General features: G+C 65.8%; 11 protein-coding genes. 6 read left to right on the top strand and 5 right to left on the bottom strand.

Annotated elements, in window-relative coordinates:
* Window positions 1–19: 19 nt before the first annotated feature.
* The 4 genes from AC1DT7_RS07295 to AC1DT7_RS07280 all read left to right on the top strand — a co-directional run bounded on the left by AC1DT7_RS07295 (window position 20) and on the right by AC1DT7_RS07280 (window position 4,003).
* On the top strand, window positions 20–649 hold the full coding sequence (locus AC1DT7_RS07295; protein ID WP_478035255.1) for a CpaD family pilus assembly protein: 630 nt from the start codon (window positions 20–22) through the stop codon (window positions 647–649).
* A complete protein-coding gene (locus tag AC1DT7_RS07290; RefSeq protein ID WP_478035253.1) occupies window positions 650–1,939 on the top strand; it encodes a pilus assembly protein CpaE in 1,290 nt (429 codons plus the stop codon).
* 72 nt (window positions 1,940–2,011) lie between these two features.
* On the top strand, window positions 2,012–2,986 hold the full coding sequence (locus AC1DT7_RS07285; protein ID WP_478035252.1) for a type II secretion system F family protein: 975 nt from the start codon (window positions 2,012–2,014) through the stop codon (window positions 2,984–2,986).
* A gap of 21 nt (window positions 2,987–3,007) precedes the next feature.
* Window positions 3,008–4,003, top strand: coding sequence for a type II secretion system F family protein (locus AC1DT7_RS07280; protein ID WP_478035250.1), 996 nt, complete (start codon window positions 3,008–3,010; stop codon window positions 4,001–4,003).
* Here AC1DT7_RS07280 and AC1DT7_RS07275 read toward each other — a convergent pair.
* The 5 genes from AC1DT7_RS07275 to AC1DT7_RS07255 form a co-directional block, all read right to left on the bottom strand.
* A complete protein-coding gene (locus AC1DT7_RS07275; protein ID WP_478035249.1) occupies window positions 4,000–4,521 on the bottom strand; it encodes a DUF1254 domain-containing protein in 522 nt (173 codons plus the stop codon). The two genes, AC1DT7_RS07280 and AC1DT7_RS07275, sit on opposite strands and share 4 nt — an antisense overlap.
* A complete protein-coding gene (locus AC1DT7_RS07270; protein WP_478035247.1) occupies window positions 4,518–5,093 on the bottom strand; it encodes a DUF1214 domain-containing protein in 576 nt (191 codons plus the stop codon). The genes AC1DT7_RS07275 and AC1DT7_RS07270 overlap by 4 nt, the downstream gene beginning before the upstream one ends.
* 132 nt (window positions 5,094–5,225) lie before the next feature.
* Window positions 5,226–7,892 carry a pyruvate, phosphate dikinase gene (ppdK, locus tag AC1DT7_RS07265; RefSeq protein WP_478035246.1) on the bottom strand — a complete coding sequence of 889 codons (2,667 nt, stop codon included), beginning with the start codon at window positions 7,890–7,892 and terminating at the stop codon, window positions 5,226–5,228.
* Between the two features lie 81 nt (window positions 7,893–7,973).
* Window positions 7,974–10,337: a glycine--tRNA ligase subunit beta gene (gene glyS, locus AC1DT7_RS07260; RefSeq protein WP_478035245.1), complete on the bottom strand. Its 2,364-nt coding sequence runs from the start codon at window positions 10,335–10,337 to the stop codon at window positions 7,974–7,976.
* Between the two features lie 136 nt (window positions 10,338–10,473).
* Window positions 10,474–11,313: a glycine--tRNA ligase subunit alpha gene (locus tag AC1DT7_RS07255; RefSeq protein ID WP_478035359.1), complete on the bottom strand. Its 840-nt coding sequence runs from the start codon at window positions 11,311–11,313 to the stop codon at window positions 10,474–10,476.
* A 202-nt stretch (window positions 11,314–11,515) separates the two neighbouring features.
* Here AC1DT7_RS07255 and AC1DT7_RS07250 point away from each other — a divergent pair, with 202 nt between their 5' ends.
* Entirely contained in the window at window positions 11,516–12,529 is a 1,014-nt protein-coding gene (locus AC1DT7_RS07250; RefSeq protein WP_478035243.1) for a TraB/GumN family protein, read from the top strand.
* A 50-nt stretch (window positions 12,530–12,579) separates the two neighbouring features.
* Window positions 12,580–13,509, top strand: coding sequence for a TraB/GumN family protein (locus tag AC1DT7_RS07245; RefSeq protein ID WP_478035242.1), 930 nt, complete (start codon window positions 12,580–12,582; stop codon window positions 13,507–13,509).
* Window positions 13,510–13,586 lie beyond the last annotated feature (77 nt).

Genomic DNA, 13,586 nt, shown 5'->3' with positions numbered 1-13,586 from the left:
AGTATCGAGGGACAGACCTATGATCACGCGTACGATCCTGCTCGCAACCGTCATCGCCCCGGCCCTGTTCCTGGGCGCCTGTGCCGGCACGCCGAACCGCGGTCTTGAATCGGTCCACCAGCCGGTGGTCAGCCGGAGCGACTATGTGTTCGACGTCAACACCAGCGGCAACACGCTGGCGCCGGGTGAGGCGCAGCGCCTCGCCGGATGGATGGCGTCGCTCCGCCTCGGCTATGGCGATCGGGTCGCGATCGATGATCCCAACCCTTATGGTGGCGGCATTCGCGACGAGGTCTCGGGCCAGATCGCACGCTATGGCCTGCTCCTTTCCGACGACGCACCCGTAACCGGCGCCACCGTCGCGCCCGGCACGGCGCGTATCGTCGTCAGCCGCATGAAGGCGACGGTGCCCGGCTGCCCCGATTACAGCCGAACGGCCCAGCCCGAATTCGAAAGCAACACCAGCTCGAACCTGGGTTGCGCCGTCAACACCAATCTGGCCGCGATGATCGCCAACCCGGCGGATCTCGTACGTGGCCAGCCCGGTGCAGAGACCAACGATACCGCCATCTCGACCCGCGCGATCGGGACGTATCGCAAGGCCACGCCGACCGGCAACGGCGGCCTGAAAGACGCGGGGTCCAAGTAAATGAACGCTCCCTTCAACAGCGGTCGCATCGGCCACCGCGAACCCTTCGTAGCCTTTGTCTGCGACGAGACCACGGCGGAGATCGTCCGCCCCGTCGCGGTCGAAATGGGCTGGGTGCCGGAAAAGGTGAACAAGGGCGGCCTGCGCAACGCGGTTCAGTCGCTCTCGGTCTCCGCCAGCCCGCAGATCCTGTTCGTCGACCTGTCCGAATCCGGCGATCCGCTGAATGACATCAACGCGCTGGCAGAGGTTTGCGAGCCCGGCACCGTCGTGATCGCGGCAGGACAGGTCAATGATGTGCGCCTGTACCGCGATCTCGTGGTGAGCGGCATCCAGGACTATCTGCTCAAGCCGCTGAGCCCCGACATGCTGCGCGAGGCGTTCACGCACGCCCAGGCAGTGCTCAACGCGCCCAAGCTTGTCGACACCAGCAACGAGCGCCCGCATTGCTCCACCGCCTTTATCGGCGCGCGCGGCGGCGTCGGCGCATCGACCCTTGCGACCTCGGTCGCCTGGATCCTCAGCGAGAAGGGCGCACGCAGCACCGCCCTGCTCGACCTGGACGTGCATTTCGGAACCGGCGCGCTGGCGCTCGACCTCGAGCCGGGCCGCGGCCTTACCGACGCGATCGAGAACCCCAGCCGCATCGACGGGCTGTTCATCGAACGCGCGATGGTCAAGGCAAGCGAGACCCTGTCGGTGCTTTCCGCCGAGGCTCCGATCAACTCGCCGGTGCTGACGGACGGCGCTGCCTTCTACCAGCTGCAGGAGGAGATGCGCGCCGCGTTCGAGTGCACCGTCGTCGATCTGCCACGCAACATGCTGGTCCAGCATCCGCATCTCATCACCGACGTGCAGGTCGCTGTCGTGGTGACCGAGCTGACCCTGGCCGCCGCCCGCGACTCGATCCGGATCCTGTCCTGGCTCAAGTCCAACGCCCCGCAGACCCAGGTGTTCGTCGTCGCCAACAAGATGCACGTCAACGGCCAGCTCGAGATCAGCCGCAAGGACTTTGAGGGCTCGATCGAGCGCAGGATCGATTTCGTCATCCCCTTCGACCAGAAGCTGGGCGCCCAGGCGGCCAAGCTCGGCAAGCCGCTTGCCGAGGCCGGCAAGGGATCGAAGACGGTCCAGCCCATGATAGATCTGGCGACGAAGCTGATGGGCGTGGGCGACGCCGCCGATCCCGACGAGAACCGCAAGAAGAAGTCGGATGCCAAGGGCGCGTCCCTGATGGGCAAGTTCGCCGATCTCAAGTCGATGATGCCGAAGCGTTCGGCAAAGAAATGACCGCCGGCACCGCAGCCGAAAAATGCGCGGGCGTAAACCGTCCGTCAACGAAACGAGGCGCTTGATACAGCAATGGACCTGATGCCGTACATAATGCTGTTCGCCGGTGCGGCCGCCGTGCTCGTGCTGATGGCGTTCGCCTTTGCCGGGCCCTCGCCCGAGCGCGCCCGCGCGCGCCGGCTTGGCGCGGTGCGAGCGCGGCACAGCGACTCATCGAACGCCCTGGTCGAGGCGCAGCTGCGCCGCATCACCGCGAACCGCGCCACGAAGATGGACGTCGCGGTGATGAGGTTCCTGCCTCGCCCGGCCCTGCTCAAGAAGCGGCTGGCGATGACGGGCAAGACCTGGACCGTCGGCCAGTACGGCATGGCGACCATGGGTATCACCGTCGTCGTTGCCCTGCTGCTCTGGTTCAAGGGCATGCCGATCGCTCTGTCGCTGCTCGTCGGCCTCATGCTTGGCGCCGGTATCCCGCATTTCGCGGTCGGCTACTTCATCAAGCGCCGGATCGCCCAGTTCACCGCGAAATTCCCCGACGCGATCGAGTTGCTCGTGCGCGGCCTGCGTTCCGGTCTTCCGATTTCCGAGACGATCGGCGTGGTCGGCCAGGAGGTCCAAGGTCCGGTCGGCGTCGAGTTCCGCTCGATCACCGACAAGATGAAGATCGGCCGGACGATGGACGTCGCGCTGCAGGAAACCGCCGACCGGCTCGGCACGCCCGAATTCCAGTTCTTCGTCATCACCATCGCGATCCAGCGCGAGACCGGCGGCAACCTGGCCGAGACGCTCGCCAACCTGGCGAACGTGCTGCGCATGCGCGGCCAGATGAAGCTGAAGATCAAGGCGATGTCGTCCGAATCCAAGGCCTCGGCCTATATCATCGGGTCCCTGCCCTTCATCGTCTTCGGCATGATCTGGATGATCAACAGCAGCTATATGCAGACATTCTTCATCGACCAGCGGCTGATGGTCGCCGGTGGTGGCGGCATGATCTGGATGGCGATCGGCGCCGCGATCATGGCCAAGATGATCAACTTCGAAATCTGAGCGGGAGCGATACGGGTTTTCATGGGCGAGACGGCTGGACCGACGATCCTTGGGGTCGATGTTATGTGGGTGGCGACCCTGCTGTCCGGCGTCGCCGCGTTCGCGGTGCTGCTGGCGGTCTATGCCGCGACCACCGCGCGCGACCCCATGGCCAAGCGGGTCAAGGCCCTGAACGACCGCCGCGAACAGCTCAAGGCGGGCATCACCGCCTCGACCAAGCGCCGTGCCAAGCTGGTCACCAAGAACGAGACGACCGACCGGATCAAATCGATCCTGTCCAGCCTCAAGGTGCTTCAGGATAGCCAGGTCAAGGCGGCGCAGATCAAGCTGATGCAGGCCGGCATCCGGTCCAAGGAATATGCCGTCGCGGTCATCTTCGGCCGCCTCGTCCTGCCGATCGTGTTCGGCGGGCTGATGCTCTATCTCGTCTACGGCACGGACATGTTTGCCGACTACAGTCCGCTGAAGCGCTACGGCATTGTCGCGGTGAGCTTCATCCTGAGCTACAAGGCGCCCGATATCTTCCTGAAGAACAAGATCGACAAGCGCTCCAACGCGGTCCGCAAGGGCCTGCCCGACGCGCTCGATCTCCTCGTCATCTGCGCCGAGGCCGGCCTGACCGTCGACGCCGCCTTCAGCCGCGTCGCCCGCGAGCTCGGCCGCGCCTATCCCGAACTGGGCGACGAATTCACCCTCACCGCCATCGAGCTCGGCTTCCTCGCCGAGCGCCGCCAGGCCTTCGAGAACCTTGCGATGCGGGTGAAGCTCGACGCGCTGAAGGGTGTCGTCACCACGATGGTGCAGACCGAGAAATATGGCACGCCGCTCGCATCGGCGCTGCGCGTGCTTTCCGCGGAGTTCCGCAACGAACGCATGATGCGCGCCGAGGAGAAGGCGGCCCGCCTGCCGGCGATCATGACCGTGCCGCTGATCCTGTTCATCCTGCCGGTGCTGTTCATCGTCATTCTCGGCCCGGCCGCCTGCTCGATCTCCGACGCCTTCAAGGGCGGGTTCTAACCCGCGCGGCAGGTCGTCGAGCGCCGTTCCCGGTCGATCGTGGCGAACTTGCTCCGATCGTCGATCAGGATACGGATCAGCGCGATGCCGCGCGTGCCGTCGACACGGACCGGCTCATAGCCGGCAGGCGCCGACTGGCTCGCCGCGAGGACGGCGACCCGGAACGGCTTGTCACCCGCCTTGATGGCGTTGCGCACCAGCACCGCGTCGGTATGCGTGTCGAAGATCGACAGCGACCAATAGGGCGCCGGAACCGGCACCGCGTCGATCAGCAGCGGCCCCTTCGACAGGTCGAACGGACAGGATGAATAGGCCAGGTCGGGACTCGGCCTGACGATCGCGCGCGATTCGGCGGTGGCAAGCGGGGCGTGGGTGAAGCGGTTGGGGCCACCGACCTTTGAAACACGGTCGAGCGCGAGGCGCATCAGCGCATCGGGTATCATCACCGTCACCGCCTGCCACGCGCCGGCCCCGAGCAGCGTTCCGATGATGAGCGGGCCAAGCCAGCGGCGGATCATTTGCACGCCTCCCGCACGATGCCCGGCAATTGCGCCTGGGTGAAATTGCCCTTGCCGCCATCGTCGGGAAGATAGGCGCGCAAGGTCAGCTCGAACCGGTCGATCCCGCCGGTCGGCAGCCAATGACCCGTCTGCCGGTCGGGCGAGGCGATGACGGTCCAGTGCGCCTGTTCCGGCGAAGGAAGTGCCGCACTGCCGACCGAATAGATGCCGGGCCTGTTGGCCACGAGATACCCGGCGCGGTCGTAGAGCGTCATGCTCCACCAGCGCGCGGGAAGGCCGCCGCCATTGATGGCATAGGTGCAGCGCCCCTCGAGCGGGCGGCCAGAATCATCGACTGCGGCGTTGTAATAGCGCGCCTCGGTCGCCGGCAGGGCCAGCAAGCCGCGCAGGGCGACGACCGCGCGGGTATAGGCCCCCGCCTCCGCGGTGCCGAAATCGCGGCCGGTGGTCCAGGCGCCGATCTTGTCGGAGGAGCCGAGCGCGCCGGCACGGACGCTCCACACGGCGCCGCCGGCACCGAGCAGCACGCCTGCGACGGCGCCCATCAAATAGCGCACCCAGGGTTTCATCGACGCCCCCTCTCCACGGTCATGCCGGTTCCGGCAGCCATCGCGCCAATGGCGCGACCGTGGTTATGGGAGCGACGACCGCCACAGCCAAGCCCGACGATGGCCCCGGAACACGTCCGGGGCACGGGCAGGTCAGCCCTTTGCCGCCAACGCCGCCTGAGCCGCCGCGAGCCGCGCAATCGGTACGCGGTACGGAGACGCACTCACATAATCGAGGCCGATCTTCTCGCAGAACGCGATGCTCGCCGGATCCCCGCCATGCTCGCCGCAGATGCCGAGCTTGATGTCGGGGCGAGTCGCCCTGCCCCGCTCCGCCGCAAGCTCGATCAGCTCGCCGACGCCCTCGATGTCCAGGCTGACGAACGGATCCTTGGGATAGATTCCGCGCTCGACATAGGTCGTCAAGAAACGCGACGCATCGTCGCGGCTCACGCCCAACGTCGTCTGGGTCAGGTCATTGGTGCCGAACGAGAAGAAGGCGCCTACCTCGGCAATCTCACCGGCCTTGAGCGCGGCGCGCGGCAATTCGATCATGGTTCCAACGAGATACTCGATAGTCCTGCCTTTTTCAGCGAACACCGCAGCCGCGGCCTTGTCGACCACGGCTTTCATCAGCTCGAGCTCGCGCCGCGTCGCGACCAGCGGGATCATCACCTCGGGGATCGGCGCTGCGCCCGATTTCTCTGCGATCTCGACCGCGGCCTCGAAGATCGCCCGCGCCTGCATCTCGTAGATTTCGGGATAGGTGACGCCGAGGCGGCACCCGCGATGGCCGAGCATCGGGTTGAATTCGTGCAACTCGGCCGCGCGGCGCTTGAGCACCTCGACCGCAACACCGGCGGCGCTCGCCACCTCGGCGAACTCCGCCTCCTCATGTGGCAGGAATTCATGCAGCGGCGGATCGAGCAGGCGGATGGTGACGGGCAGTCCCGCCATCACATGGAACAACTGGACGAAATCGCCCCGCTGCTCGGGCAGCAGCCGGTCGAGCGCGACGCGCCTGCCCTTCTCATCCTCCGCCAGGATCATCTGGCGCACCGCGGTGATGCGGGCCGCGTCGAAGAACATGTGCTCGGTGCGACACAGGCCGATACCCTCGGCCCCGAAATCGCGCGCGACCTGGGCATCCAGCGGAGTCTCGGCATTGGCGCGCACCTTCAGCCGGCGCACGCCATCGGCCCACTCCATCAGCGTGCCGAAATCGCCGGCCAGTTCCGGCTGGACGGTGGGCACGGCGCCCATCATCACTTCGCCGGTCGAGCCGTCGATCGTCACGATATCACCCTCGCGCACTTCGCGGCCACCCACGCGCATCACGCCTGCCTTGGAATCGATCGCGATCGATCCGGCGCCCGAGACGCAGGGACGACCCATGCCGCGCGCGACCACCGCCGCATGGCTGGTCATGCCGCCGCGCGCCGTCAGGATGCCCCTGGCGGCATGCATGCCGTGGATATCCTCAGGCGAGGTTTCGACACGGATCAGGATGACACTGTCACCCGCATTTGACCGCTTCTCCGCCGTATCGCTGTCGAACACCGCCGCGCCGGAGGCGGCGCCGGGGCTCGCCGGCAGGCCCTTGGCGATCACGTCGCGTGTCGCTGCGGGATCGAGCGTCGGGTGAAGCAACTGGTCGAGCGCGGCCGGATCGACCCGGGCTACGGCCTCTTCACGCGTGATCAACCCTTCCTCGGCCATGTCGACCGCGATCTTCAGCGCCGCCTTGGCGGTACGCTTGCCCGATCGGGTCTGGAGCATCCAGAGCTTGCCCTGCTGCACCGTGAACTCGATGTCCTGCATGTCGCGATAATGAGTCTCGAGCAGGTCGAACACCTTCGCCAGCTCGGTGAAGGTCACCGGCATCGCCTCTTCCATCGAGGCCGGTTTCGCCCCGGCGGCTTCGCGGGCGGCCCTGGTCAGATATTGCGGCGTCCGGATGCCGGCGACGACGTCCTCGCCCTGCGCATTGATCAGGAACTCGCCATAATAGGCCCGGTCGCCCTTGGCCGGATCGCGCGTGAAGGCAACGCCCGTCGCCGAGGTCTCGCCCATATTGCCGAACACCATCGCCTGGACGTTGACCGCCGTGCCCCAGGCGGCGGGGATATCGTTCAGGCGGCGATAGACCTTGGCGCGTTCCGACTGCCACGATCCGAACACGGCGCCGACCGCGCCCCAGAGCTGATCGTGCACGTCCTGCGGGAACGGCTTGCTCCACTGTGCTTCGACCAGCGCCTTATACTCGACGACCAGCGCCTGGAGATCCTCGGCCGTCATGTCGGTGTCGAGGAAATAGCCCTTGTCTTCCTTCGCGATTTCAAGCGCTTCCTCGAAACTGTGATGATCCAGTTCGAGCACGACATCCGAATACATCTGAATGAAGCGGCGATAGCTGTCCCAGGCGAAGCGCGCATCGCCCGAGGTCTCGGCAAGCCCCTGCACCGTTTCGTCGTTGAGGCCGAGGTTGAGCACCGTATCCATCATGCCCGGCATCGACGCGCGGGCGCCCGAGCGGACCGAGACGAGCAGCGGATCGGCCGCATCACCGAACTTCTTCCCCGTCACGCCCTCGATATGGGCGATGCCGGTGGCGACTTCGGCGCGCAGGCCCTCGGGAAACTGGCCACCCTCGTCATAATAGACGGCGCAGAATTCGGTCGAGATGGTGAAGCCCGGCGGCACCGGCAGGCCGATCGAGGCCATCTCGGCAAGGTTCGCACCCTTGCCGCCCAGCAAATTCCGGTCGCCCTTGCCGCCATCGGAAACACCCCCGCCGAAGCGGTAAACGTACTGCGTCATTGCTCAGTCCTCTGTGTGCCTGGTTTTTCGCTGGGGAGGCGAGGCAAACTTGGTGTCAGGTCGGGGCGGCGATGCGTGTCGTCAGCCCTCGATTTTCGAGAAGTCGGCGACCGAATGGACCGCATCGCGGACGCGGGCGAGCAGCGCGAGGCGCGCTTCGCGCTTCGCGGGGTCGGGGTCGTTGACGGTCACGTCGTCGAAGAAGCGGTCGATCGGCGCGCGAAGCGAGGCGAGTGCGGCCATGGCGGCTTCGAAATCCTCCGCCTCGACCGCAGTCGCAGCGCGCGGCGCGGCGTCGTCAAGCGCAGCGATGAGATCGGCCTCGGCGGGTTCGGGCGTGTACCCCAACAACCCCTCTCCCAGCGGGAGAGGGGTGTATCCCTCCTTCTTCAGGATATTCGACGCACGCTTGTAGCCGGCCAGGAGGTTGGTGCCGTCCTCGGTTGTGACAAAGGCTTGGAGCGCGTGCACCCGGGCGAGCAGACGGACGAGATCGTCCTCGCCGCCGAGTGCGAATACCGCGTCGATGAGGTCATGGCGGACGCCGGCTTCGCGTTGTTGGACCTTGAGGCGGTCGGCGAAGAAGTCGACGATATCTAATGGCGCCTCGAGCATCGCGCCCATCAAATCCACGGCCCGTTTAATCGCGACAGCATCGGCACCGGTAACCGTGGCGTCCTCCCGGTTCGAAAATGAATAAACCGCCGTAGTTCCGCTATCCTCCTCGCGCAGGACCATGCTGGCAGCTTCACCGTGCGAGACCACGAGCCCGAGCACCTCGATTCTTGCGAGCATTTGATGCGAAAGCGTGTCACGAGCGCTTCGTTCGACATCCGAGATCGGAAGTCTGATCTTTGCACCGAGCAACACCGCGATTACACCTATCGCCGCCCGCCTCAGCGCGAACGGATCCTTCGATCCTGTCGGTTTTTCATTGACCGAGAAGAAGGATAGTAAGGTATCGAGCTTGTCCGCCAGCGATACGGCAATCGTTACGGGTGCGGTCGGAACATCATCGCCCTGCCCAACAGGCTTGTAGTGATCGCGTACCGCGTCCGCGACTTCGGCCGGCTCGCCCTGGGCCCGCGCATAGTAGCCGCCCATCAAGCCCTGAAGCTCGGGGAACTCGCCAACCATCCCGGTGACGAGATCGGCCTTGGCCAGACGCGCTGCGCGTTCGGCCATGTCGGCGAGCGCCGCAACCTCATCCCCCTCCCGCTTGCGGGAGGGGTTAGGGGAGGGCATGTCCGAAGCAGCGCCGTCATTGGTGACAGGCCCTCCCCCGACCCCTCCAGCAAGCGGGAGGGGAGAAATGATGCCTTCTTCGACCAGCCACCGCGCCAATTTCGCGACACGATCGACCTTGTCGGCAACCGTGCCGAGCTTCTCATGAAACACGATCTTCTCAAGCTTCTTCGCCTGCTCGTCGAGCGGCACCTTGAGATCGGTCTCGTAGAAGAATTTCGCGTCGGACAGCCGCGCCGCGAGTACCTTGCGGTTGCCCTCGACGATCTTCGCCCCGCCATCGACCGCATCGATATTGGCAGTGCAGACAAAGGCGTCGGCCAGTTTCCCGTCAGCCCCGCGGCAGACGAAATATTTCTGGTTAACTCGGGCCGTCAGCTGAATAACCTCAGGCGGCACCTGAAGAAATTCAGGATCGAAGCGGCCAAGCAGCGGCACCGGCCATTCGGTGAGCCCCGCATTCTCCGCAACCAGCCCCTCATCCTCGATCAGCTCGAGCCCGGCTTCCGCCGCCAGGGCCGATGCCCGCTCGCGAATGATCGCGCGGCGCTCATCCTGATCGACCAGGACATGGCAGGCGCGCAGCTTCTCGGCATAGTCGGAGGCCGACCCGATCGTGATCACGCCCGGATGGTGGAAGCGATGCCCGACCGTCGCCGAACCGGACGAAATGCCGGCGATCTCGAACGGCACGACATCGTCGCCCAGCAGCGCGACGATCCCCTGTAGCGGACGGACCCAGCGCAGGCTCTCGGTCGACAGCGAGGCATCGCCCCAGCGCATCGACTTGGGCCAGGGGAAGGCGCGGATAATCGCCGGGATCGCCTCGGCCAGCACGGCGGCGGTGGCGCGGCCCGGCTTCTGCGTGACGGCGAACAGCACCTTGTTGCCCTTGCCGTCGTCCCGCTCTTCGAGCTGATCGCGGGTCAGGCCGGTCGACCGCAGGAAGCCTTCGAGCGCCTGAGCGGGCGCATCGGCACGCGGGCCCTTGCGTTCCTCGCTGGTCGCTTCGGTTTCGGTCGGCAGATCGCGCGCGATCAGCGCCAGCCGGCGCGGCGTCGCAGAGGTGACGATTGCATCGGCCCGCAGCCCGGCCTTTTCCAGCTCGGCCGCGAACAGGCGTGCGAGATCGTCGCGCGCCTTGTCCTGCATGCGCGCCGGGATCTCTTCCGAGCGCAGTTCGAGGAGGAAATCGGTCATTTTACTTCCTCCCCTCCCGCTTGCGGGAGGGGATCGAGGGGTGGGCACCCGCTCACCGCGAACGGAACGCTAGGGGAGAGCGCGAGCCCAACCCCGGCCCCTCCCGCACGCGGGAGGGGAGGAAGAAGAGAGATCATCACGCCGTCCACCCGTTCTTGTCCATCCACGCCTGGCAACTGCCCTTCGCCAGATCGCGCACCCGGCCCATATAGGCCTGGCGCTCGGCGACCGAGATCACCCCACGCGCCTGGAGCAGGTTGAAGACGTGGCTCGCCTTGATCGCCTGCTCATACGCGGGGATCGGCAGTTTCGCTTCCAGGCAATTCTCGCATTCGGCGGTCGCCTTGCGGAACAGGTCGAACAGCGCCTCGGTGTTCGCCACCTCGAAATTCCAGGTCGATTGCTCGATCTCGTTTTCTAGGAACACGTCCCCGTAGGTCACGCCGGCATTATTATAGGCCAGGTCGTAGATGCTGTCCTTGTTCTGCAGGTACAGCGCCAGCCGCTCGAGCCCATAGGTCAGTTCGCCCGCGACCGGCTTGCAGTCGAATCCGCCCATCTGCTGGAAGTAGGTGAACTGGGTCACCTCCATGCCGTCGCACCAGACTTCCCAGCCAAGCCCCCAGGCGCCAAGAGTCGGGCTCTCCCAATCGTCCTCGACGAAACGAATGTCGTGCCGCGTGAAATCGATCCCGATCGCGGCGAGCGACCCAAGATAGAGTTCCTGCAGATCCGGCGGGCTCGGCTTCAGGATCACCTGATACTGGTAATAATGCTGCAGCCGGTTGGGATTCTCGCCATAACGCCCGTCGGTCGGCCGGCGGCACGGCTGGACGAAGGCGGCATTCCACTTTTCCGGGCCGAGCGCGCGAAGCGTCGTCGCGGTGTGAAAGGTCCCTGCCCCCATCTCCATGTCGTAAGGCTGGAGGATCAGGCAGCCGCGCTCACTCCAATAGTCATGGAGCTTGAGGATCATGCGCTGGAAGCTCAGCGGCTCTGTCACGGTGCGTAAAAACCCTTCGCAGATGCGGTAAATCGATGCGCGTCGCTTTGGCGCATGGCCCGAAACGGGTCAACCGCCACCAATTGACAGCGGTCATGGTTTGAGGCGTGTTAACTCTATGCCCCGGACTCGCGCACGGCGGCCGGGAAACGGCTTTTGGCCACGGCGTATCGCCGTGGGGCTCGCCATACTCCTGTCGATCGCCGCCATCCCGACGATCGCCGAGCGATTGCGCTATCCTCTCATTGCCTATGTCCCGATCGACGAGCCGGACTTCGCCACCTGGCGCGGGCAGCATGTCGGGCCGCCACGTATCGCCTATCCGCCGCTCCCGGTCGATACCCGGCTGGCGCCCCTGCGCAGCCCCGCGCCGAGCAGGAGCGTCGGCAGCACGCCTCCCCCGCCACCGGTGCCGCAAAATTATCGGCCGAGGCCGGCGATCTGGCAGATCGGCGATCGCGACACGACCATCTATCTGTTCGGCACCATGCATGTCCTGCCGCCCGGCTTCCAATGGCGCAGCCCCACGCTCGAACGGGTGGTGAGCCAGGCGGCCACGCTGATCGTCGAGTCGGTCGAGGAGCGTAACGCGGGCGCGATTGCAGAGCCCCCGCCCGGGCCGGCCTTGCCATCGCTGAAGTTACGCGTGTCGCCCGATCACCGCGCGGCGCTGAAGCGCTTCACCGACAGCCTGGCACCCCAGGCCGCCGCGTCGCTCGACAGGATGCCGACCTGGATCGCAGCGGTCACCATCGGCTATATCCGCGCCGTCCGTGCGGGCGAGATTCCCGGCCCGGGCGCCGACGACTGGCTTGCCGGCCAGTTCCGCTCGGCCCGCAAGCCGGTGGTCCCCATCGACGACAGCACCCGCCCGCCAGCGGCGGCGGCCGCCATTCCCGAGGGTGACCAGCGGCTGATGCTCGATCAGGCGCTCGACGCTCCCGACCGCAATCCGGAGGAGTTGCGCGCGCCGGTCCATGCCTGGGCACGAGGCGAGACGTCGGCACAGTCGGTTAGCCCCGACACGCTGACCGCCGCGACCAACCGTATCTGGGCAGACAATCTCGTCCTGCGCCTGCGCCAGCCGGGCACGGCGCTCTTTGCGGCAGGCGCCGGGCATTTCAGCGGGCCCGGATCGGTGATCGACCTGCTCCGCCGGCGCGGAATCACGGTAAAGCGGGTGGAGTGACGCCCGGATTGCCGATAAGCACGCGCGACATTTTCTTTCAGGAAACCCGTATGAAGACGCTCGGCAAGCTGATCGCGCCGTTCACCCTGTTGCTCGCGGCCCCCGCCTGCGCCCAGCCCGCCCCCAATGCGGCGCCGACTCCGACGGCGGCGGCGGGCAAGGCGGCGGTGCGCGATGCCGATCCGGCGCTCTGGGTACTCAAGGACAAGGATACGACCATCTATCTGTTCGGCACGATCCATGTGCTGAAGCCGGGCCTGAGCTGGTTCGACGACGGGGTGAAGAAGGCATTCGATTCCTCGGGCCAGGTCGTGCTCGAACTGGTGATGCCCGATACGGCAACCATGCAGGCGCTGGTGACCTCCAAGGGCATGGCGCATGACGGCATCGCGCTGACCCAGCGCCTGCCCGAGGCGAACCGCCCGGCGCTGGGCAAGGCGCTGACCGATCTCGGCCTTCCCGCGACCGCATTCGACGCGATGGAGCCCTGGTATGCGGCGACCAACCTCTCGCTGCTGCCGCTGATGCGCAAGGGCTATGACGTCAGCAACGGCCCGGAACAGTCGATCAGCAAGGCGGCCGCGGCGCAGGGCAAGCCGGTCATCGGGCTGGAGACGGCGGAGGAGCAGCTCAACATCTTCGACAGCCTGTCGATGCCGGCGCAGGTCACTTTCCTGATCAATACGATCGACGAACTGCCCAAGCTCGACGGGACGATGAACAAGATGGTCGATAGCTGGGCCAAGGGTGATCCCGATTCCCTCGGCAAGACGCTGAACGAGGATCTGGATGCCTCACCCGAGGTAAAAAAGGCGTTGCTGGTCGATCGCAACAAGCGCTGGGCCTATTGGATCAGCAACCGGATGAAGCAGCCGGGCACCGTGTTCATCGCGGTCGGCGCCGGGCATCTCGCTGGCCAGGACAGCGTGCTCGAACAGCTCAAGGGCTATCGGCTGAACGCGAAGCGGGTGAAATACTGATCACCGATACGGCCGGACGATCCCGCATTCGTGGATCGTCCGGCGCGGACATAGCTGATTAGAGGGCCTCGTCCTCG

Source organism: Sphingomonas sp. P3_C6 (assembly GCF_056402595.1).
Note: the sequence above shows the minus strand (reverse complement) of the source record. Positions and strands in the feature narration are given on the sequence as shown.

Bases quoted from the DNA above. Each gene is read 5' to 3' on its own strand.
- AC1DT7_RS07270 (WP_478035247.1), bottom strand. From the start codon at position 5,093: ATGAAACCCTGGGTGCGCTATTTGATGGGCGCCGTCGCAGGCGTGCTG.
- AC1DT7_RS07245 (WP_478035242.1), top strand. From the start codon at position 12,580: ATGAAGACGCTCGGCAAGCTGATCGCGCCGTTCACCCTGTTGCTCGCG.
- glyS (WP_478035245.1), bottom strand. From the start codon at position 10,337: ATGACCGATTTCCTCCTCGAACTGCGCTCGGAAGAGATCCCGGCGCGC.
- ppdK (WP_478035246.1), bottom strand. From the start codon at position 7,892: ATGACGCAGTACGTTTACCGCTTCGGCGGGGGTGTTTCCGATGGCGGC.
- AC1DT7_RS07295 (WP_478035255.1), top strand. From the start codon at position 20: ATGATCACGCGTACGATCCTGCTCGCAACCGTCATCGCCCCGGCCCTG.
- AC1DT7_RS07285 (WP_478035252.1), top strand. From the start codon at position 2,012: ATGGACCTGATGCCGTACATAATGCTGTTCGCCGGTGCGGCCGCCGTG.
- AC1DT7_RS07280 (WP_478035250.1), top strand. From the start codon at position 3,008: ATGGGCGAGACGGCTGGACCGACGATCCTTGGGGTCGATGTTATGTGG.
- AC1DT7_RS07275 (WP_478035249.1), bottom strand. From the start codon at position 4,521: ATGATCCGCCGCTGGCTTGGCCCGCTCATCATCGGAACGCTGCTCGGG.
- AC1DT7_RS07255 (WP_478035359.1), bottom strand. From the start codon at position 11,313: ATGATCCTCAAGCTCCATGACTATTGGAGTGAGCGCGGCTGCCTGATC.
- AC1DT7_RS07290 (WP_478035253.1), top strand. From the start codon at position 650: ATGAACGCTCCCTTCAACAGCGGTCGCATCGGCCACCGCGAACCCTTC.